A 19,323-nucleotide genomic window follows, 5' to 3' on the forward strand; every position below is an offset into this window, starting at 1 on the left:
ATCCAACCTGAGCGGCCTTCTGGCCATAAACAGGCACCCTGGAACAACGTGCTGACGCGTGTGTGAATTTGCCGGCGAACCGATCCAGATGGACAGTTCGCTTTTCGGCGGCGCGTTTATACCATAAAACCAGCCACGGGCGCCAGCTTTTACCGCTTCCTTGTACCTGTTCAGCCAGCCCCTTAAAATAGCCCTTTCGCCCGGCAATCACTTGGTACGGGACGGCGGTATACGTCCGGGGCGACGCCATTCATTTACCAGGAATTCCAATGACTGTAACCATCAAGACTCCGGAAGAAATCGAGAAGATGCGCGTGGCAGGTCGCCTGGCGGCTGAAGTGCTGGAAATGATCGACGCCCACATCAAGCCCGGCATCACCACCGAGGAACTCGACCGGATCTGCCATGACTATATCGTCAACGAGCAGAAAGCCATTCCGGCGCCCCTGAACTACAAGGGATTCCCCAAGTCCATCTGCACCTCCATCAACCATGTGGTCTGCCACGGCATTCCTTCCGAGAAGAAGGTGCTCAAGGACGGCGACATCATGAATATCGACGTTACCGTGATCAAGGACGGCTACCATGGTGACACCAGCAAGATGTGGGTCGTCGGCAAACCCAAGCCGGGCTCCGAGCGCCTGATCCGGATTACCCAGGAATGCATGTACAAGGGCATCGAACTGGTCAAACCCGGCGCCCGCCTCGGCGACATCGGCCACGTCATCCAGGAGCATGCCGAAAAGCATCGCTACTCGGTGGTTCGTGACTTCTGCGGCCACGGCATTGGCAAGGTCTTCCACGAAGAGCCCCAGGTGATGCATTACGGCCGGCCCGGTACCGGCATGGAACTGAAGGAAGGCATGATCTTCACCATCGAACCGATGATCAACCAGGGCAAGTACCAGACCAAGGTGCTGGGCGATGGCTGGACCGCCGTCACCAAGGACCACAAGCTGTCCGCCCAGTGGGAACACACCATCCTGGTAACCGCCGACGGCCATGAGGTACTGACCAGACGCCAAGAAGAGTCATTCTGAGTGGACACCGCCGCGTTCGCCGACCAGATCGCCCATGCCCCTTCGCCGGTGAAGGCGGCAAGGGAGCTGCTCAAGCAAGCCTACGAGGCCGACGCGGAGGCCTTCCGCAATGGTGCGAACGTGCGCGACCTGGTCAAGTCCCGGGCGGACACGGTCGACCTGGTACTGCGGGAAATCTGGAATCGCTACGACTTCGCACAGTCCGATGACATTGCACTGCTGGCGGTCGGCGGATACGGACGGGGCGAACTCCACCCCCACTCGGACATTGACCTGCTGATCCTCACCCGCAACGGCATCGAGGATGCCTGGCACGAAGACCTTGGCGGCTTTGTTACCCTGCTGTGGGACCTGAAACTCGACATCGGCCACAGCGTGCGCAGCCTGGAGGAATCGAAGCAGGCTGCCCGTGACGACGTCACCATCCTCACCAACCTGCTGGAGACCCGGATCATCGCGGGCCCGGAGGGGCTGCGGATTGACCTGAGCCGGGCGGTATACTCCGACGAGATAAGCAGCGACCGCAATTACTTCATCGCCAAGCGCGAGGAACAACTCAAACGGCACCAGAAGTACGGCGACACCGAATACAACCTGGAACCGAACATCAAGGGCGCCCCGGGCGGCCTGCGGGATATCCAGAACATCGGCTGGATCACCAAGCGGCACTTCGGGCTCGACAGCATCGCCGACCTGACCCACTTCAGCATCCTCACCCAGGAAGAGCATGACATCCTGCTGCAGGGGGAGGACTTTCTCTGGCGGCTTCGTTATGGCCTGCAGCTGATCGCCGACCGCAACGAGAATCGCCTGCTGTTCGACCACCAGCGGGCCCTGGCGGACATGCTCGGTTACCGGGACGAGGGGCGCCACCTGGGCGTCGAGCAGATGATGCAGGCCTATTACCGCACGGTACTGGCCCTGGCTGAGCTCACCGATGTCATCCTGCAGTACTACGACGAGGCCATTCTTCAGCGCGACCAGGAAGCGAAGATTCAGCCCCTGAACCGGCGCTTCCAGATACGCGACCAGTATATCGAGGCCATCAACACCCAGGTATTCGCCTACGCGCCCTACGCGATCATGGAAATCTTCCTGCTGATGGCCCAGCACCCGTCCATCAAGGGCATCCGGGCATCTACCATCCGCGCCCTGCGGGCCCACCGCCACCTGATCGATGACCAGTTCCGCAACGACCTGGCGGTCACCTCCCTGTTCATGGAGCTGGTCAAGACCCCGCATCCGCTGGACGAAACCCTTGCCCACATGAAGAAGTACAACGTGCTGGGGCGCTACTTGCCGGAATTCGGCCAGATCATCGGCCAGATGCAGTACGACCTGTTCCACATCTTCACGGTAGACACCCATACCCTGCGGGTAATCCGTAACATGGTGCGACTGAACAACCCGGAGAGCCGCACGGAGTTCCCCCTGGCCTCACGCCTGGTGCATCAACTGCCCAAGCCGGAGGTGCTCTACCTGGCTGGCCTGTACCATGATGTGGCCAAGGGCCGCGGCGGCGACCACTCCGAGCTGGGTGCGGAAGACGCCGAAGCCTTCTGCAAACGCCATCACCTGAGCGAGCGAGATACCCAGCTCATCAGCTGGCTGGTGGAAAACCATCTGTTGATGTCGATGACCGCCCAGCGCAAGGACATCTCCGACCCGGACATTATCAACGAGTTTGCCCGCGCCGTGCCCAGCCAGGTGCACCTGGACTACCTGTACGTACTGACCGCCTGCGACATCAACGCCACCAATCCGAAGCTATGGAATACCTGGCGGGCCTCGCTGTTGCGCCAGTTGTACGTGGAGACCAAGCGGGCCCTGCGCCGGGGCACAGAGACGCCCTTCAACCGGGCTGACTGGGTCAAGGCCACCCAGGCGGAGGCCCGGGACATCCTCAATGCGCAGGGCATGGACGATGAACAGATCGATACCATCTGGGACACCCTGGACGAGGAATATTTCCTCCAGGACTCCACCGTGGACATCGCCTGGCAGACCGCCGCCATTATCCGCCATGGCAAGCATCCGGACCCCCTGGTGCTGATCCGCGATACCCGGGGCGGGCCGACCGATGGCTACTCCCATATCGTGATCTACGTAAAGGACCGGGTAGCCCTGTTTGCCGCCACCACCGCCGTGCTGGAGCAGCTGAACCTGAACATCGTCGACGCCCGCATCAGCGTGGCCAGCAAGGGCCCCTGGTCCATCAGCTCCTACGTGGTGCTGGACGAACAGGGGCAGCCCCTGGGCAAGGACCCGGCCAGGAAAGAACGGGTTCGCAAGCGGCTGGTGGAGGAACTGGACGACCCGGATGACTACCCGGAAATCATCCAGCGGCGCACCCCACGCCAGCTGAAGCACTTCTCGTTTCCCACGGAAGTCACCCTGTCCAACGACACCTTCAACCAGCGCACGGTTATTGAAGTCATCACCCCTGACCGGCCGGGGCTGCTGGCCCGGGTTGGCCGGGTACTGCTGGAACACCGGGTACGCCTCACCAATGCCAAGATCGCAACCCTCGGCGAACGCGTGGAAGATGCGTTCTTTGTGACCGACGAACACGGCTGGCCCATCCGCGACCCGGAGGTCTGCCAGGCCCTTCAGGAAGACCTGCGCACCATGCTGGATAACACCCAATGAATCCCAACCTGTCCCGACTGCACCCCTATCCCTTTGAGAAACTGGCCCGGCTGAAAGCCGATGTGGTACCGCCGGAACACCTGGCGGCCATCTCACTCGGCATCGGTGAGCCCAAGCACCCGTCGCCGGAGTTCGTCAAACAGGTGATCGCGGACAACCTCGACAAGCTGGCCAACTACCCGACAACCGGCGGCCTGCCGGAGCTCCGTCAGGCGATTGCCGATTGGGCCACAAGGCGCTTCGGCCTGAACCCCGGCTCGCTCAAGGCCGATGGCAACGTGGTACCGGTCAACGGCACCCGGGAAGGCATCTTTTCGTTTGTGCAGGCTGCTGTGGACAACACCCGGCCAGCCACCGTGGTCAGCCCCAACCCTTTCTACCAGATATACGAGGGCGCCGCCCTGCTGGCCGGGGCTACACCCCGTTACCTGCCTTGCGACGCCGGCAACGGCTTTATCCCGGATTTTGAGGCCGTACCCGAGAGCGTCTGGAAGGAATGCCAGATCCTCTTCCTGTGCTCACCGGGCAACCCCAGTGGCGCGGTCATCCCCCGGGACACCCTGAAAAAGGTGATTGCACTGGCGGATCGGCATGACTTCATCATTGCCTCCGACGAGTGCTACTCGGAACTCTACCCGGATGAGGCCAACCCGCCGGAAGGCCTGCTGCAAACCTGCGCGGCCCTGGGGCGCGACGACTACGCCCGCTGCGTGGTCTTCCACAGCCTGTCCAAGCGCAGCAACCTGCCGGGCCTGCGTTCGGGCTTTGTCGCCGGCGACGCCCGCATTCTCAAGGAATACCTGCGGTACCGCACCTATCACGGCTGCGCCATGCCCATCCACAACCAGCTGGCCAGTATTGCCGCCTGGCAGGATGAGGACCATGTGAAGGAAAACCGGGCCGCCTACCGGGCCAAGTTCAACGCCGTGGTGCCGATCCTGCAGCAAGCCATGAAGGTGGACTTCCCGGATGCCGGGTTTTACCTGTGGCCAGAAACACCCATGAGCGACGAAACCTTCGCCCGCGACCTGTCCGCCCAGCAGAACGTGCACGTGCTGCCCGGCCGCTACCTGTCCCGCACCATCGACGGCTACAACCCCGGCGAGAATCGCGTGCGCATGGCGCTGGTGGCACCGCTGGAGGAATGCGTGGAAGCGGCGGAGCGGATTGTGCGCTTTCTGCAGCGATAAGACGAACAGTTGCGATACTAACTACCAGCCATTTTCCGGCATATTTTCCCTCTCCCTTGAGGGGAGAGGGCCAGGGTGAGGGTGAAAGGCGGCCGGACTGCTGAGTTACCTGCTCCACCCTCTCCCCAACCCCTCTCCCCTCAAGGGAGAGGGGCTTAAAAGACACAGGATCGAGCATGAAACTCTACGGCATCAAGAACTGCGATACCGTCAAGAAAGCCCGCAAGTGGCTGGACGAGAACGGCATCGCCTACGAATTCCACGATTTCAAGAAGGACGGCCTGGACGAAACCCTGTTGTCCCGCTGGGAACAGGCCATTGGCTGGGAAGCACTGATCAACAAGCGCGGTACCACCTGGCGCAAGCTGCCGAAAGAGCTTCGTGATACCATTGCCGCCCAGACAGCCCATGAGATCATGCTGGACAACCCATCGATCATCAAACGGCCGGTGGTGGAGAGTGGTGAACGAGTGACTGTCGGCTTTAACGCCGACGAATGGGCCGAGAAATACAGGGCCTGAGCGTATTTTAGAGACCGACACCCAGTTTATCGGCGTAAATCCCCTCTCCCTTGAGGGGAGAGGGCCAGGGTGAGGGTGAAAAGCAGGAAAACTCCGAAGTAGCCCGCTCCACCCTCTCCCCAACCCCTCTCCCCTCAAGGGAGAGGGGCTTGAAAACCGCTTTTAACTATTTACCAGGAGGAGCACCAGATGAGTTTTGCATTCGGAATTGGCATCGGCAGCCAGAACCAGAAAAGTGAATGGCTGGAGGTTTTCTACCAGCAGCCGGTCCTGATGCCGGATGATGAGCTGATCGAGGTTGCCCGTAACACCCTTGGCTACCACAGCGGCAACCAGGCCATTGAAGCCTCGGCGGATCAGCTCAAAGCCTTCGCTGAAGCCCTTGGCTCCACCTCACAGACCCAGCAGGCCGCCCTTGCCCGCAAGGCCGCTGAAAGCCGCAAGCCGGTTGCCGTGACGATCCTGGAAACGGATGATTCCGCCACCAGCACCCCCGAGGTGTACCTGAAGCTGCACCTGCTGTCCCATCGCCTGGTCAAGCCCCATGGCGTCAAGCTGGATGGCATCTTCGGACTGCTGCCAAACCTGGCGTGGACCAACGAGGGCGCCATCGACCTGGGCGAGCTGCCCGAGCGTCAGCTGCAGGCCCGCCTGGAAGGCCGCATCCTGGAAGTGAAGTCGGTGGACAAGTTCCCGCAGATGACCGATTACGTCGTGCCCCGCGGCGTACGTATCGCCGATACCGCCCGTGTCCGCCTGGGCGCCTATGTGGGCGAAGGCACCACCGTCATGCATGAAGGTTTTATCAACTTCAATGCCGGCACTGAAGGCACCAGCATGATCGAGGGCCGGGTGTCCGCTGGGGTGATGATCGGCAAGGGCTCCGACCTGGGTGGCAGCAGCTCCACCATGGGCACCCTGTCCGGCGGTGGTAATATCGTCATCTCTGTTGGCGAAAACTGCCTGCTGGGCGCCAACGCCGGTATCGGCATTCCCCTGGGCGACCGCTGCACTGTGGAGGCCGGCCTGTATATTACGTCCGGCACCAAGGTCGCCCTACTGGATGACCAGAACAACCTGGTGGAAGTCGTCAAGGCCCGTGACCTGGCCAGCAAGACCGACCTGCTGTTCCGCCGCAACAGCCAGACCGGCGCGGTGGAGTGCAAGACCAACAAGACCGCCGTCGAACTGAACGAACAGCTGCACGCGAATAACTGAACCATCGGCCGAACACTGTTTAGCCCCCTCTCCCTTGAAGGGAGAGGGTTAGGGTGAGGGTGGAGTAGGCAACTCCGCAGCCTGACCTCTTGCACCCTCACCCTGGCCCTCTCCCCTCAAGGGAGAGGGAAAGTTCGCCGAGAAACTGGGGACACCCCCATGAGAACTGTTATATGACTCTATCCCCCACCCTCGAACTCGCCATGGATCTCATCCAACGCCGCTCAGTCACCCCGGACGACGCCGGCTGCCAGGACCTGATGATGTCCCGCCTGGCACCGCTGGGTTTTGCCGGCGAGAACCTTCGCTTTGGCGAGACCGACAACCTCTGGGCCCGCAAGGGGTCCGACGGGCCATTGCTGGCGTTTGCCGGGCACACGGACGTGGTGCCCACCGGCCCGGAGAAAAACTGGGCTTACGCCCCCTTTGACCCGGTCATCAAGGATGGCTACCTGTATGGCCGGGGCGCTGCCGACATGAAAGGCAGCCTGGCGGCGTTTATTACCGCTTGCGAACGTTTCGTGCAGCAACACCCGGAGCACCGGGGCTCCATCGCCCTGCTGATCACCAGCGACGAGGAAGGCCCGGCCCAGGACGGCACCGTGAAGGTGATAGACACGCTGGAAAAACGTAACGAAAAGATCGACTGGTGCCTGATTGGCGAGCCTTCAAGCACGAATCAGGTGGGAGATATCATCAAGAACGGTCGACGGGGCTCGCTGCATGGCTACCTGACCGTGCATGGGGTCCAGGGTCACGTGGCCTACCCCCATATGGCGGAGAACCCGGTCCATCTGGCCGCACCGGCACTGGACGCCCTGGCCAACGAGTTCTGGGACAATGGCAATGACTTCTTCCCGCCTACCACCTTCCAGATCACGAAGATCGAAGCCGGCACCGGCAGCAACGTGATCCCCGGCGAACTTCTGGTTCACTTCAACTTCCGCTACTGCACGGAAAACACGGCGGAAAGCCTGGAAGAGCGGGTTGTCGCCATCCTGGATCGCCACAAGCTGAAGTACGACCTGCAGTGGCACCTGAGCGGGCGCCCGTTCCTCACCGACCGGGGCGCACTGGTGACAGCGACGCAGAACGCCATCCGCCGGGTTACCGGCCGTGAGACGGAGCTATCCACCTCTGGCGGCACCTCCGATGGACGCTTTATTGCCCCGACGGGAGCCCAGGTGGTGGAACTGGGACCGTTAAATGCGACCATCCACAAGGTGGATGAGTGTGTGAAAGCGGAAGATCTCGATACGCTGTCCGAGATTTATGAGCAGGTGTTGGTGGAGTTGCTGGGGTAAAGGCGGGAACTACTGGAGGTTTCAGTATACGTCCCCTCTCCCTTGAGGGGAGAGGGACAGGGTGAGGGTGAAAGCGGTCAGACTGCGGAGTTGCCTGCTCCACCCTCGCCCCACCCCCTCTCCCCTCAAGGGAGAGGGGCTTAATTACCGCCTAGTCGAGGGTAGAGACGTTATCCGCCTGCAGGCCCTTGGAGGCCTCAACGACATCAAACCGGACAAGCTGCCCCTGACGCAGAACGCGGCGACCGCGACCGCGAATGGCACGGAAGTGAACGAAAACTTCGTCGCCGCTCTCGCGAACGATAAAGCCAAAACCCTTCTTGACGTTGAACCACTTGACGGTGCCTTCCTCGTCCCCTTCGGGGCCGTAGTCTTCATCGTCGTCGCTGTCGTTGTCATCGTGCTGATTGCGGGCGGGAGAACGCTGCTGGTTCTGGGCGTTGGCCGGACGGGAGGCCGGCTTGCGTTCACTGACAACCACGGTCAGTACGCCCACAACGACAAACAGAACAAAGGTGATGATGTACGCCGCGATGGCTGAAGGTTCCCCAAGAAGCTGCAGACCACCGGTACCCTCACCGGTCACTGACATATAAAGCACCTGGAAGAATGCGGGCGTGGCGTTGAAGAGAATAAACCCAAGAACCAGCGGCGCGAGAATCGCAACCAAAACCGCTGACAGAATTGCTCTTGCTGGATTACGCATGGATAAAACAGGCTCCGTAGAATCATTGATATCGTGTGTTGGGATGACCATTATTCACCAGACACGTGCCAAAACCCGACACCCCGGCGAATAAAGGCGGCATAATAGCAGATTCCCCACAAACCTGACCAAAGCGTTCCACACAATGGCGAATATCAATACAAACACGACAGAAAAACTGCTTACCCGAATGGACGAACTGGAAACCCGCCTGGCCTTCCAGGACGAGCTGATCGAAACCCTGTCCGATCAAGTGGCTCAGCAGGAGCTGGATATTCGCAAGTTATGGGAAGCAAAGCAGCATCTGAAGAAGCAGCTGTCGGAAATAGCGCCGTCAAACCTGAAGGGTGAGGATGAAGAGGCACCACCGCCCCACTACTAGGCAACCTAGGCCCGGAAGCTCAGTCGTCTTTCCTAACGTCCAAGAGGTATCCCATCCACGCAAGAAACGCAAAGCCCAGGAAAAACGTCAGATAGAAAATTACGTTCCTCCAGTCAGGATCACCCCACAGCCAAGCGGCTCCGAGAAGCAGCATCCCGATCAGGTAAAGCGACTGTAGGAACAGATTAAGCTTCATTGAAAGAACAGTTATCGACTATTTCGTTTAGAGATCGGATGGCGTACGACTCTAGTTGATCGACATTCTCCTGATCTTCAACCGCCGTGTGAGTTCTGAAGAAAGTCAGCTTCCCGCGACTGATTCTTCCGTGGACAGCATACAGATCCGTGTCGTCGTAAAATTCCGCGAGGAAAGTGACAAAATGCCGCCCGTCCAGCTCTTGCTCCCCAAGCAACTCTATCTGATGATATAAAGAGCCTTCCAATAAGGTATGTTTAAAGTTGCGGGTGAGCTTTTCCACCGTGACCTTACCTGAATCACTGTCCAAGAGACCATCGTACAGAGAAGCGCCCTCTCGACCATCTAAAAACTCGTATACGACACCGACCCAGAAGTGCGCCTTTCGTGTATACAGGAATTCATGGTTTATGTAACCCGCGTCATCACGCCGACTGACCTTGGCATCTGACATGAATCGGCTACTCGCTCCACATTTAAGCACATCCTGGCTCATGGAGGCTACGGGAAGCATAGCGATAATCAGCGCGCCAACCCCGAGCATAACGCTTCTCAAACACATCATGACATGTTCCTGCGCACATACTGGTAGCAGAGTAGCAAACCGTAGAAAAAGGTGGCGCTCCAAGTAGCCCAATACCAAACCACACGTTGATCACTGGTGCTATGATGCCAAAGATACACGGCGGCCACGCACGCAACCGCTCGAAGAGATACGTTCAAGATTCTTGAGGGCCACATTAGTAATAGGGAGAACTCTTTTGTTGAGTGCGTCGCTCAAGTTCCTCCCCAAGCTTCACTGAACTATTGTGGCTGGACAAAAGCGACAGCCATATCACGATAGTAACCATTCCGCGCTTGGGTAAACGGCGCTCTCTGACCATTTGTTTTGCAAGATCTCTTCCACCCGTGGCCGAAAAAGTGAAACCCAGAACCCCACCAATTTTAACAAGCATGTCATGAAAAACCTTGTCATTCTCGAGCTCTTCGTTCGTCATAGACCAAACGCCCCAGCGCTTGTTAACAAAGGTCGTGTCCGTGGCTTTCCGTCTCAAGCGTCCAATTAGCTCACGACTTTGTAACTCATGAATGGTTCTCAGTGCTGAGTCCCGCTCTCGCTTCTCGAGGTGTCGAAACAAGATAGTGAGCGCCATGGCCTCCAGACCAGCATCGCCAGTATTTTCTACAAGTGGGTAGGGAATCTCGAGAATACCTGCCAAGGCCTTCAGCTGACCTTCAGTATCTCGTGGTAAGTAATAGGGAAGATCGTCAACGTTCGGAAGACCAGTCATTTTAGATATCCTTATCAAGTAGCTATGAATAACACTCCTAAGCAATAGTCACCCAGGGCGGTCCACTGGATCAAGGCCTGGAGGCTTTATTCGAGTTACCTCTCCGTAATCTCAGTTCCACACCACCAACTGCTCACCACGGCTGTCCAGCCGCCACCATTTCTCGTCCTGTACCGGGTCGCCCTCCTGCCACTCGCCCTGGCTGCATCGTATTTCCGTGTCCAGGCTACGCCAGGCGCTGCGGGCGCAGTCCAGGTCGGTCTGCCAGGGCAAGCTGTCGCCTTCCATCACCACGGAGCTGAAACGCTTGCCGAAAGCATCGGCATAGACGCTGATGCGAACCAGGTTGCCGGCATAGCGCCCCTCGCCCTTGTACAGGCCGGGCTTGTTGCCGAAGGGGGTCAGGGGTACCAGGAGCTGATCGAAATTGGCTTCCAGCCAAATGGCCAGGCGAGCGGGGTCAAGGTCACGAACGTAGATTTCCAGATCCTGCACTGCGGGCGCCTCCGGGGACGTTGGTTGGAACATGCAAGTCAGGATGATCGCTGGTGCCGGTCAGGGATTCAAGTTCTGCCCGCACATCGTCGGGGAAGACCTGGCGAAGAGTGCCCCGGGCCTGCCGTTCCAGCCAGTCCACTTCCGCTGCCGTCAGCTCCAGGGAAAGGTGCGACTGCTCGTGCTCCAGGTCTGCAACGGGCTCGCCCAGTTCGCGGTTTGCCTCTATGCGGAGGGCCAGGGTATCCAGCTCCGCACGCAGCCGCCGGCATTCCGCAGGCCCTTCTTCGGCCACTACCGAGACCCGGGCGGCAGCCCTCTCCAGCCACTCGACAACCTGCCCCGGTGTCGCACGGTAGTGCAGGCCCGACGTCGCCAACCCCATGGCGGCGTCCGTCACACGAACGTTCCAGCGGGCCTCAACAATCGGACGATGAGCCACCAGGATGGCGTGGTTCTGGGCCCGGCTGCTCAGCGGCAGGTCATGACGCATCAGCGTGCGCCCCATCAGCCGCTCAAGGCGGCGCCCCCCCACTGCGTCATCGTCCTGCTCCGGGCTCAGCAGCAGTATGGGGCCATTGTAGTTGTGCACCAGCTGCCGGGCCGGGTGTTCCGGCTCTGCCAGCAGGGCCATCAGATCTGCCGGCGACAGGTTGTCCAGAATCAGCGTGGGAAGGGCGCCCTGCAGATGGTTGGAGTAGTCCTGCAGTTGCTCCAGGATTTCCCGGGTTTCCTGCGGGTTGCGAAGGTCCGCCAGATAGAAGTCGGTGCGCATGGCTGGCATCAGGGCATGAAGCCAGGCCGTCTTGCCGGTGCCCCTATCGGAGGTTACCCACATCAGGGCCCGGGGCATGGATGCCAGGGCAACGGCAATGTCATCCGCCAGCCGATACCAGCTGGAATCAGTAATCACTACCGGATTGGCTCCACGCCCGGTTGCAGGCACCTGCCCCAGTCGCATATGACGTACCCTCGTTACTGGTGTCCGGTTCGGTGAATTGGCGGACCTGTGGAGGTCATCGCATTCACCAAACGGAACCCTGAACCCGGAGCAGAAATCAGGCGACTGACTCCCTGCCCTGTCGGCAGGACCGTCAGTGGATCCCCGGCTCCCGCAAAGAGCCTGAAGGTACCTGCACCGAGTCAGAGGATCGCTCGCCGACATCACATTTCTGACAATTAGTGACGATTAATTGCGTCTCAGGTATCAAAAAAAGGAAGCCCATCACACTTTACCTCTGGTAAAGCGTGATGGGAGCATGAGACCAATCCTGAAAACGACTCAGTTAAGTCTAGACGCGATTGTAGGTATCTTCAAAGCGGACAATGTCATCTTCGCCCAGGTAGCTGCCAGTCTGTACCTCAATCAGCTCCAGGGGAATGACACCGGGGTTGGTCAGCCGGTGGGTAACACCAAGGGGAATGTACGTGGATTCGTCTTCCGTCAGCAGCAGCTCCTCCTCACCGCGGTTGACGAGAGCAGTGCCGGTAACAACCACCCAGTGCTCAGAGCGGTGGTGGTGCTTCTGCAGTGACAGGGACGCGCCCGGGTTCACGGTAATGCGCTTGACCTGGAACCGCTCACCCTGTGCCACACCTTCGTAGGTCCCCCAGGGCCGGTGCACTTTCCTGTGCAGCTTGTACTCCGGGCGCCCCTGCTCCTTCAGGCGATTGACGATCTTCTTCACATCCTGAACCCGGTTGCGGTCAGCTACCAGCACGACGTCATCCGTTTCTACAATAACATGATCAGACACCCCCAGGGCCGCAATCAGCCGGCCTTCGGAGTGCACGTAGGAACCCGACACATCTTCCAGAATCACATCACCATGGCAGGCGTTGCCGTTCTCGTCCTGTGGCTGGATTTCCCACAGGGTCGACCAGGACCCAACGTCACTCCAGCCCGCATCCAGGGGGACCACGACGGCATCTTTGGTATGTTCCATGACGGCGTAGTCAATGGAATCGTCAGGACAGGCAGCAAACGCTTCCTTGTCCACGCGGGTAAAGTCCATGTCGCCCTTGCGGCCCTTGTAGGCCGCCTGACAGGCCTTGAGGATACCAGGCTGAAAACGCTCCAGTTCTTCCAGATAACGACTGGCGGAAAACAGGAACATGCCACTGTTCCAGTAGTAGCCACCCTCGTCCAGGTAGCGCTGCGCGGTGTCGGCGTCCGGCTTTTCGACAAAGGCATCCACATTGGACCAGGCACCCTGGCTGCCGCCCGCGCGGATATAGCCATAGCCGGTGTGGGGGGACGAAGGCACAATACCGAAGGTTACCAACTTGCCTTCGCGGGCGGCGTCCGCACCCGCCGCCACAGCGCGGGCAAATACCTGCTCGTCCTTGAGCACCTGGTCTGACGGCATCACCAGCATCAATTCATCCGGGTTTTCTTCCGCCGCAGCCAGCGCTGCCAGGGCAATGGCCGGGGCGGTATTACGGCCGACCGGCTCCAGGATGATACCGGCGGTGCGGTCGGCAGCCAGTTGCTGAAGGTTCGCCGCCACCACGAACCGGTGCTCTTCATTGGTGATCGCCATGACACGCGTATCAGCGCCCAGCCGCAGCCCCCGGGAGATAGTCTCGGATAACAGGGACTGGTCAGATACCACGGGAATGAACTGCTTGGGGTAGGCCTCGCGGGAAAGCGGCCACAGGCGGGTTCCGGAACCACCAGAGAGTATGATCGCAAGCATGTCAGGTCCTTCTCAGATCGAATGGAATCTTTGTAGATTGTCCCTTAATTCCACCTGCATCTCAAAGGCTCACGGGCCCCTATTCCAGTAAATACCGTGACCAAAAGGAAATACTATGAAAGATAACTCGAAGTAAGCTGGCTGAAGACGGAAAGAATAGAAAGCAGAAAAGCCAGGAAGGGGAAGGTAACCCGGGCAGTGATCTGCCCGGGTCTACGGTCAGCTTAGTTCTGCTGCCAGCCCTGTACAGCTTCCTTGCCGTATTTCTGACGCCACTCGTTCAGCGTCTTGTGGTTGCCGCCCCGGGTCTTGACGACTTCACCGGTGTGCGGGTTCTTGTAGGTCTTCAAGGGGCGCTTGGCACGGGTGCCGGCCTCGGCCTTGCCGCCAGCAACGGAAGGATCGATTGCGCCCAGGATCTGCAGCACGTCTTTCGGAGACTTGTTGTGCTGGTCCATCAGTGCCTTGACCTTGTCTTCGAATTCCAGGTCACTCTTGAGCGCCTGGTCCTGTTCCATCTTGTTCAGCTCGTCGGAAAGCTTTTCGAGAAGCTGTTTCTTCTGGTAGTAATCGTTGATATTCGCCATGAACAATTAACCCTTTTAAGCTTGAGTATTTTTGCAGGTTTTACATTTCCATCCCTGAAACAAACGTAATCATAGAATAATACTTAAAAGGATTAAAGACTTTAACGAACAAATGAGAATGAAGAAAAAATAATGCGTCAGAATGACCAGACCAGGGGAATCAACAATACAGCGGTTGTTCCCACTACCAGACTCAGGGGGACACCAATACGAATGTAGTCCGTGAACTGATAACGACCGGGGCCATAAACCATCAGGTTGGTCTGATAACCCAGCGGTGTAATAAAACTTGCTGATGCAGCGAACATAACCGCAACCGCAAAGGGAATAAAATTCACCCCCAGTTGTTCGGAAACCGCCAGTGCAATGGGAAACATCAGTACCGCTGCGGCATTGTTGGTGATCACTTCGGTGAATGCTGCGGTCAGCAGGTAAACCAGTGCCAGGGCCAGCCATGGGGTCAGTGGGCCGAAGCCAAGCAGGCCGCCCGCTACCCACTGGGCAGCACCTGTTTCCGACATGGCCGTGCCCAGGGCAAACGACGAGGCAATAACCACCAATACGGGTAGGTCCACACTTCGCCGCGCGCGGCTGGCCGTTATACAGCGGGAGCCAATCATGGCACCGGCCGCCAGGAAAGCGGCTTCCAGAATACTGAGCAAACCGGAGGCGCTCGCCGCCACCATGGCCAGCAGAATGCCCAGCGCCAGTGGCGCCTTACTGAAGTCCGGCGGTGTGGAGTCGTTAAGAGCGCTTACCAGCAGGAAGTCCCGGCGAAACCGGTATTGTTCGGCAAACTGCTGACTGGCCTCCAGCAGCAGGGTATCGCCCATCTTGAAGCTAATATCCCCCAGCTTTCCGGGTACTCGCCGACCCTCCCGGGAGACGGAAAGAATGGCGGCATTGAAACGGGAGCGGAACCGGCTGTCGCGGACGGTTTGCCCCAGGGCGGAGAATTCCGGCCCCAGCACGACCTCGACCAGGCAGCGTTGATGGTTTTCCAGATCCAGCTTGTGCACACTGCCGTTGGCCGGTTTCAGGCCCTGGATACGGCGCAGCTCACTGGCACACTCCGGCGCGCCCACGAAATACAGCTTGTCGCCGGGCTGAAGCATCCGGTCTGGCTCCACCGCGGTAATCAACCGCCCCTTGCGGTCGATTTCCGTCAGGTAGCCATAATTCAGCGAACGCAGGCCGGCTTCCGCCACGGTACGCCCGACCAGGGGGCCAGGGCTCTCCACTTCAACCTCTACGCCGTACTCCCGGACCAGCTCCAACTCCTCGTTCAGACTACCTCGATCCGGCAGCAGGCGGTTTGCGAACAGCACCAGGAAGGTGCCGCCTACCAACAGCAGGGGCACCCCGACCCAGGCCAGTTCAAAAAGACCCAGGTGGATATCAAGCCGGCTTTGCAACAGGCCATCCACCACCAGGTTGGTACTGGTGCCAATCAGCGTGCAGGTGCCACCCAGAATGGCTGCGTAGCTGAGTGGTAAAAGCAGTTTGGAAGCCGGAATATTCAGGCGCTGGGCCCAGTCCTGAACGGCGGGAATGAACATGGCCACCACGGCGGTGTTATTCATCAGCGCGCTGAGCACACCGGTAGGCGCAATCAGACGGGCCTGAGCCCCTGTCGCCGTCCGCGGGTGGCCCAGCATACGGCGGGCAATCCACTGCACTGCACCGGTTTCCTTGAGGCCCGCCGCCACCACGTAGAGTGTTGCGATGGTGATAACCCCGGGGTTGGCAAACCCGGACAACGCGGAGCCCGGTGACAGCACACCGGTAATCACCAGCAGGATCAGGGCCCCCATCAGGATCAGATCCGCCGATACACGGGTGATAACCAATGCCCCCAGAACCGATACCAGCAGAAACAGGGTGAAAACGGCTTCCCACGCCATGAACAGAAGGCTCCCAGACAATGACTATGCTGGCAGCCTGTCAGACTTAAGGCTGATCTACCGATCGCCTAAATCCGACAGGCTGCGAGAAAATCCCTTTCGCTGACCCGGAGGAAGTGCCCAGACGACAGCAAGTCGCCAACTTCCACAGCTGGGCCGATGAATAGGCCAAAAGGAATAGTACCGGATATTTTAATAACCGGAGGCGGCACAGTTAATCGTTAATCCCACGAAATGCCAAATACAGAATACGAATAAGGTAATGAACGTCAGGAGGAACACCCGTTCTGAAGGATCAGTTCCCGATCCAGAAGGTAGCCGATCAACCGTTCAATGCAGGCATCCACCGTCATTTCAGATGTGTCCAGACGCACTTCGGGCCGTTCGGGAGCTTCATAAGGGGAGTCAATGCCCGTGAAATCCCGAATCTGCCCTGCCCTCGCCTTCTCATAAAGGCCCTTGGGATCACGTTCTTCACAGGTTGACAGCGGTGTGTCCATGAATACTTCAATAAATTCGCCGGCCGGGAAGAGGTTGCGAACCATACGCCGGTCGCTGGTAAAGGGTGAAATAAAGGCACTGAGCACAATCAGACCGGAATCGGTAAACAACTTACTCACCTCACCAATCCGACGGATGTTTTCAACCCGATCTTCATCAGAAAACCCCAGGTCTTTATTGAGGCCATGGCGAACATTATCGCCATCCAACAAAAACGTGTGGTAGCCGCGATCATGAAGTGCCACATCCAGGGCATTGGCGATGGTGGATTTACCCGAGCCACTCAAGCCGGTAAACCACAGCAGGCAGGGTTTCTGATGCTTGATGGTCGCCCGTTCCGAGCGGGTCACCTTATGGTTATGCCAGACGATATTGGAAGACACGGGAAGCTCCTGATCCGTGGAATTGAGTCGGGAATAAGATTATAGGTTTTGGAGATATACACCGCAAATACAAAAAACAGGGCCAGGCCCTGTTTTAAAAGTCCCTCTCCCTTAAGGGGAGAGGGGTTGGGGTGAGGGTGGAGACTCCAACTCCGCAGTCCGGCCGCCCTTCACCCTCTCCCCTCAGGGGAGCGGGAGAGAATCAAACAAGAGAGCTAAACGTGCAACCCACACTCCCGCTTCAACCCGAAGAACCGGGTTTCCTCTTCGGTCATACCCGGCGTCAGCGGGCGGGAGGTGTGCCAGTCGCCCACAGACACATAGCCTTCCTCCCACAGAGGATGGTAAGGCAGGTTGTGTTTGACCAGATACTGGTGGATATCGCGGTTATGCCAGTCAATCAAGGGGTAGACCTTGTACCGCCCATCATCCCGTTGCTCCACAACAGGACGGTGCTCACGGGAGCTGGACTGCTCGCGACGCAGGCCCGCAAACCAGGTGCCCACCTCCAGCTCATCCAACGCCTGCTCCATGGGGGCCACCTTCATAAGCTGATTGTAGCGCTCAATGCCATCGGCGCCCTGCTCCCAGAGGCGACCATGCACCGCTTCCAGCCGCGCTGGCGTCCAGTGGGAAGACACCACCTTCAGGTTCAGGTCCAGCCGGTCCCGCAAGGTTTCAACAAACTGGTAAGTTTCCGGGAACAGGTAGCTGGTATCCACCAGTAATACCGGTAAATCCGAACGAACCTGCGTCGCCAGGTGCAACAATACCGCCGACTGGATACCAAAGCTGGAACTGAGCACAAATCGGCCCGGCAGATTGGCCAGCGCCCACTCGACCCGCTCTTCCGCCGTGGCGGATTCAAGAGCGCTATCAGCGGAGCTGATACGGGATTTGGGGACGAGGGTAGAAACGGACATTTCGGCTCCTGCGACGGGAAGTATTCGACGGTCACAGGATAAAGGCTGGAGGATAGAACGCAAAGGAACAAAAATTTATGTTCTTATTTCTAAAAGGGCATTAGCGGCCAAGCGCGGGATAGTTCATTTGAAAAGATGTTTTTGCCACGGAACCCACGGAAGTACACGGAAGGGAAGACAAAAAGACCTAAAAAGTCTGGTAACTTTTTCTTTTTCCCGTGTTCTTCCGTGGATTCCGTGGCTAATCAGTCCGTTAACCTCACCGCACCTTGCAGACGACATCGGCAATGCGGTCATGCCAAGCTTCCTCAAATAACACTCTATGATTCATGCCTCATAAACCACCATGCCTGGCCCAGAAATCTGATGGAGTTATGATTGGATAGCCCTCTGCCAATACGAGCAGATCCTGATCGCCGGTAATCAGATAATCAACGTCGTGGGTCTGTAAACTGGCGATTAGAGTCCCAAGGACCGGTGTGTCCCGCACGTCTCTTACTGCATCATCAGGCAGTGCCACTGGGACGACGATTTCCGCGAGGAAACCCAGAATATCGACCAGATCATCGATCTCCGCGTCCGACATACCGTGCCGGTTCCTCAGCCGGGGCAAGACTCTGCGGATTTCGTCAAGAATATAATCCGACAGGACAACCTCGATTGCACCACTGCGCCACGCCTGAATAATTTTTCCCGGTACGCTGGCTGGAAAAGCCATACCGGAAATGACCACGTTAGTGTCAAGCACTACCTGCATGGATGCCATCCCTGGTCACGTTCCCGTTATCGCTCAGAGCGTTCGTCTGCCACTGCCTGCTCAATCTCACGGATGCCCACGTCCTGAGGCACACCTGAATATCCCTGCTCCAACCTGCTGCTCAAGGCGTCGAACCGAGCTTCCATCCTCCGAATGCGATTGAACAGACGCGCATCCACCAGGGCAGCAACCGGTTTACCATCTTTCTTGATTAACACACTGTCGTGCCGGTACTGAACCTGGTTGATCATCTCACCCAGGTTTTGCCGAAATTTCACCGCACTGGTTTCCGTAATCATGTCCGCCTCCAACCATATTGATCGTTATGATCATAGCAGTGGAGCGGATAAAAGAGAAACGCTCGATCACTCAAGTATTCTCTTTCAAAATGCCTTTTCTGCCACGGAATCCACGGAAGGACACGGAAGGAAAGACAAAAAGAACTAAAAACCTGGTCGCTTGTTCTTTATCTTTTTTCCGAGATGGGATGGTCTCCTCCCCACTCCAAATCGGCGTCGTAATGCGCCAGGATAGATGTTGCAGACACTATCCAACGAGCTAAGGAGGAGACCATGC

Annotated in this window: 19 protein-coding genes; 7 read left to right on the plus strand and 12 right to left on the minus strand. The window is 58.2% G+C overall.

What is annotated here, in order from left to right; all coding sequences use genetic code 11:
• The first annotated feature begins 269 nt into the window (after window positions 1-269).
• The 6 genes from map to dapE all read left to right on the plus strand — a co-directional run bounded on the left by map (window position 270) and on the right by dapE (window position 7,922).
• Window positions 270-1,040, plus strand: coding sequence for a type I methionyl aminopeptidase (map, locus tag ACFOZ5_RS16205; protein WP_379889193.1), 771 nt, complete (start codon window positions 270-272; stop codon window positions 1,038-1,040).
• The gene (locus tag ACFOZ5_RS16210) at window positions 1,041-3,689 is read left to right on the plus strand and encodes a [protein-PII] uridylyltransferase (protein ID WP_379889195.1); all 2,649 of its coding nucleotides are present in this window, start codon (window positions 1,041-1,043) and stop codon (window positions 3,687-3,689) included.
• Window positions 3,686-4,879 (plus strand): succinyldiaminopimelate transaminase, encoded by a 1,194-nt coding sequence (gene dapC / locus ACFOZ5_RS16215; RefSeq protein WP_379889197.1) that lies wholly within the window; start codon window positions 3,686-3,688, stop codon window positions 4,877-4,879. Before ACFOZ5_RS16210 ends, dapC begins: the two co-directional genes overlap by 4 nt.
• A gap of 176 nt (window positions 4,880-5,055) precedes the next feature.
• Window positions 5,056-5,400, plus strand: coding sequence for an ArsC family reductase (locus ACFOZ5_RS16220; protein WP_379889199.1), 345 nt, complete (start codon window positions 5,056-5,058; stop codon window positions 5,398-5,400).
• 189 nt (window positions 5,401-5,589) lie between these two features.
• Window positions 5,590-6,618 (plus strand): 2,3,4,5-tetrahydropyridine-2,6-dicarboxylate N-succinyltransferase, encoded by a 1,029-nt coding sequence (gene dapD, locus ACFOZ5_RS16225; RefSeq protein WP_379889201.1) that lies wholly within the window; start codon window positions 5,590-5,592, stop codon window positions 6,616-6,618.
• Window positions 6,619-6,791: 173 nt separating this feature from the next.
• A complete protein-coding gene (gene dapE / locus ACFOZ5_RS16230; RefSeq protein WP_379889203.1) occupies window positions 6,792-7,922 on the plus strand; it encodes a succinyl-diaminopimelate desuccinylase in 1,131 nt (376 codons plus the stop codon).
• A gap of 151 nt (window positions 7,923-8,073) precedes the next feature.
• On the opposite strand, the gene ACFOZ5_RS16235 is transcribed toward dapE, so the two are convergent.
• Window positions 8,074-8,628, minus strand: coding sequence for a cold-shock protein (locus tag ACFOZ5_RS16235; RefSeq protein ID WP_449288627.1), 555 nt, complete (start codon window positions 8,626-8,628; stop codon window positions 8,074-8,076).
• A 145-nt stretch (window positions 8,629-8,773) separates the two neighbouring features.
• Between ACFOZ5_RS16235 and ACFOZ5_RS16240 the strand changes: the two genes are divergently transcribed.
• On the plus strand, window positions 8,774-9,010 hold the full coding sequence (locus tag ACFOZ5_RS16240; RefSeq protein ID WP_379889207.1) for a SlyX family protein: 237 nt from the start codon (window positions 8,774-8,776) through the stop codon (window positions 9,008-9,010).
• Window positions 9,011-9,195: 185 nt separating this feature from the next.
• On the opposite strand, the gene ACFOZ5_RS16245 is transcribed toward ACFOZ5_RS16240, so the two are convergent.
• The 11 genes from ACFOZ5_RS16245 to ACFOZ5_RS16295 all read right to left on the minus strand — a co-directional run bounded on the left by ACFOZ5_RS16245 (window position 9,196) and on the right by ACFOZ5_RS16295 (window position 19,046).
• Window positions 9,196-9,660, minus strand: a complete 465-nt coding sequence (locus ACFOZ5_RS16245) for a hypothetical protein (RefSeq protein WP_379889208.1) — start codon at window positions 9,658-9,660, stop codon at window positions 9,196-9,198.
• A 286-nt stretch (window positions 9,661-9,946) separates the two neighbouring features.
• Complete coding sequence (locus ACFOZ5_RS16250; protein WP_379889210.1) at window positions 9,947-10,498, minus strand: hypothetical protein; 552 nt, start codon at window positions 10,496-10,498, stop codon at window positions 9,947-9,949.
• Window positions 10,499-10,609: 111 nt separating this feature from the next.
• Window positions 10,610-10,993, minus strand: a complete 384-nt coding sequence (locus ACFOZ5_RS16255; RefSeq protein WP_379889212.1) for a hypothetical protein — start codon at window positions 10,991-10,993, stop codon at window positions 10,610-10,612.
• Window positions 10,965-11,954 (minus strand): hypothetical protein, encoded by a 990-nt coding sequence (locus tag ACFOZ5_RS16260; RefSeq protein WP_379889214.1) that lies wholly within the window; start codon window positions 11,952-11,954, stop codon window positions 10,965-10,967. The genes ACFOZ5_RS16255 and ACFOZ5_RS16260 overlap by 29 nt, the downstream gene beginning before the upstream one ends.
• Window positions 11,955-12,285: 331 nt before the next feature.
• Entirely contained in the window at window positions 12,286-13,692 is a 1,407-nt protein-coding gene (locus ACFOZ5_RS16265) for a mannose-1-phosphate guanylyltransferase/mannose-6-phosphate isomerase (RefSeq protein ID WP_379889216.1), read from the minus strand.
• Window positions 13,693-13,916: 224 nt separating this feature from the next.
• Window positions 13,917-14,279 carry a histone-like nucleoid-structuring protein, MvaT/MvaU family gene (locus ACFOZ5_RS16270; protein ID WP_379889218.1) on the minus strand — a complete coding sequence of 121 codons (363 nt, stop codon included), beginning with the start codon at window positions 14,277-14,279 and terminating at the stop codon, window positions 13,917-13,919.
• Window positions 14,280-14,416: 137 nt separating this feature from the next.
• A complete protein-coding gene (locus tag ACFOZ5_RS16275) occupies window positions 14,417-16,183 on the minus strand; it encodes an SLC13 family permease (RefSeq protein ID WP_379889220.1) in 1,767 nt (588 codons plus the stop codon).
• A gap of 269 nt (window positions 16,184-16,452) precedes the next feature.
• The gene (gene cysC / locus ACFOZ5_RS16280) at window positions 16,453-17,067 is read right to left on the minus strand and encodes an adenylyl-sulfate kinase (protein ID WP_379889222.1); all 615 of its coding nucleotides are present in this window, start codon (window positions 17,065-17,067) and stop codon (window positions 16,453-16,455) included.
• Between the two features lie 215 nt (window positions 17,068-17,282).
• Window positions 17,283-17,990, minus strand: a complete 708-nt coding sequence (locus ACFOZ5_RS16285; RefSeq protein WP_379889224.1) for a phosphoadenylyl-sulfate reductase — start codon at window positions 17,988-17,990, stop codon at window positions 17,283-17,285.
• A 334-nt stretch (window positions 17,991-18,324) separates the two neighbouring features.
• Window positions 18,325-18,747: a putative toxin-antitoxin system toxin component, PIN family gene (locus tag ACFOZ5_RS16290; protein ID WP_379889226.1), complete on the minus strand. Its 423-nt coding sequence runs from the start codon at window positions 18,745-18,747 to the stop codon at window positions 18,325-18,327.
• 26 nt (window positions 18,748-18,773) lie between these two features.
• A complete protein-coding gene (locus tag ACFOZ5_RS16295; protein ID WP_379889228.1) occupies window positions 18,774-19,046 on the minus strand; it encodes a type II toxin-antitoxin system Phd/YefM family antitoxin in 273 nt (90 codons plus the stop codon).
• Window positions 19,047-19,323: the final 277 nt, after the last annotated feature.

Source organism: Marinobacter lacisalsi (assembly GCF_042651045.1).
GTDB classification, from domain to species: domain Bacteria; phylum Pseudomonadota; class Gammaproteobacteria; order Pseudomonadales; family Oleiphilaceae; genus Marinobacter; species Marinobacter lacisalsi.

Coding starts and splice junctions, on each gene's coding strand:
- map (WP_379889193.1), top strand. CDS start 270: ATGACTGTAACCATCAAGACTCCGGAAGAAATCGAGAAGATGCGCGTG.
- dapC (WP_379889197.1), top strand. CDS start 3,686: ATGAATCCCAACCTGTCCCGACTGCACCCCTATCCCTTTGAGAAACTG.
- ACFOZ5_RS16220 (WP_379889199.1), top strand. CDS start 5,056: ATGAAACTCTACGGCATCAAGAACTGCGATACCGTCAAGAAAGCCCGC.
- dapD (WP_379889201.1), top strand. CDS start 5,590: ATGAGTTTTGCATTCGGAATTGGCATCGGCAGCCAGAACCAGAAAAGT.
- dapE (WP_379889203.1), top strand. CDS start 6,792: ATGACTCTATCCCCCACCCTCGAACTCGCCATGGATCTCATCCAACGC.
- ACFOZ5_RS16235 (WP_449288627.1), bottom strand. CDS start 8,628: ATGCGTAATCCAGCAAGAGCAATTCTGTCAGCGGTTTTGGTTGCGATT.
- ACFOZ5_RS16240 (WP_379889207.1), top strand. CDS start 8,774: ATGGCGAATATCAATACAAACACGACAGAAAAACTGCTTACCCGAATG.
- ACFOZ5_RS16245 (WP_379889208.1), bottom strand. CDS start 9,660: ATGTCAGATGCCAAGGTCAGTCGGCGTGATGACGCGGGTTACATAAAC.
- ACFOZ5_RS16250 (WP_379889210.1), bottom strand. CDS start 10,498: ATGACTGGTCTTCCGAACGTTGACGATCTTCCCTATTACTTACCACGA.
- ACFOZ5_RS16260 (WP_379889214.1), bottom strand. CDS start 11,954: ATGCGACTGGGGCAGGTGCCTGCAACCGGGCGTGGAGCCAATCCGGTA.
- ACFOZ5_RS16265 (WP_379889216.1), bottom strand. CDS start 13,692: ATGCTTGCGATCATACTCTCTGGTGGTTCCGGAACCCGCCTGTGGCCG.
- ACFOZ5_RS16270 (WP_379889218.1), bottom strand. CDS start 14,279: ATGGCGAATATCAACGATTACTACCAGAAGAAACAGCTTCTCGAAAAG.
- ACFOZ5_RS16275 (WP_379889220.1), bottom strand. CDS start 16,183: ATGGCGTGGGAAGCCGTTTTCACCCTGTTTCTGCTGGTATCGGTTCTG.
- ACFOZ5_RS16285 (WP_379889224.1), bottom strand. CDS start 17,990: ATGTCCGTTTCTACCCTCGTCCCCAAATCCCGTATCAGCTCCGCTGAT.
- ACFOZ5_RS16290 (WP_379889226.1), bottom strand. CDS start 18,747: ATGCAGGTAGTGCTTGACACTAACGTGGTCATTTCCGGTATGGCTTTT.
- ACFOZ5_RS16295 (WP_379889228.1), bottom strand. CDS start 19,046: ATGATTACGGAAACCAGTGCGGTGAAATTTCGGCAAAACCTGGGTGAG.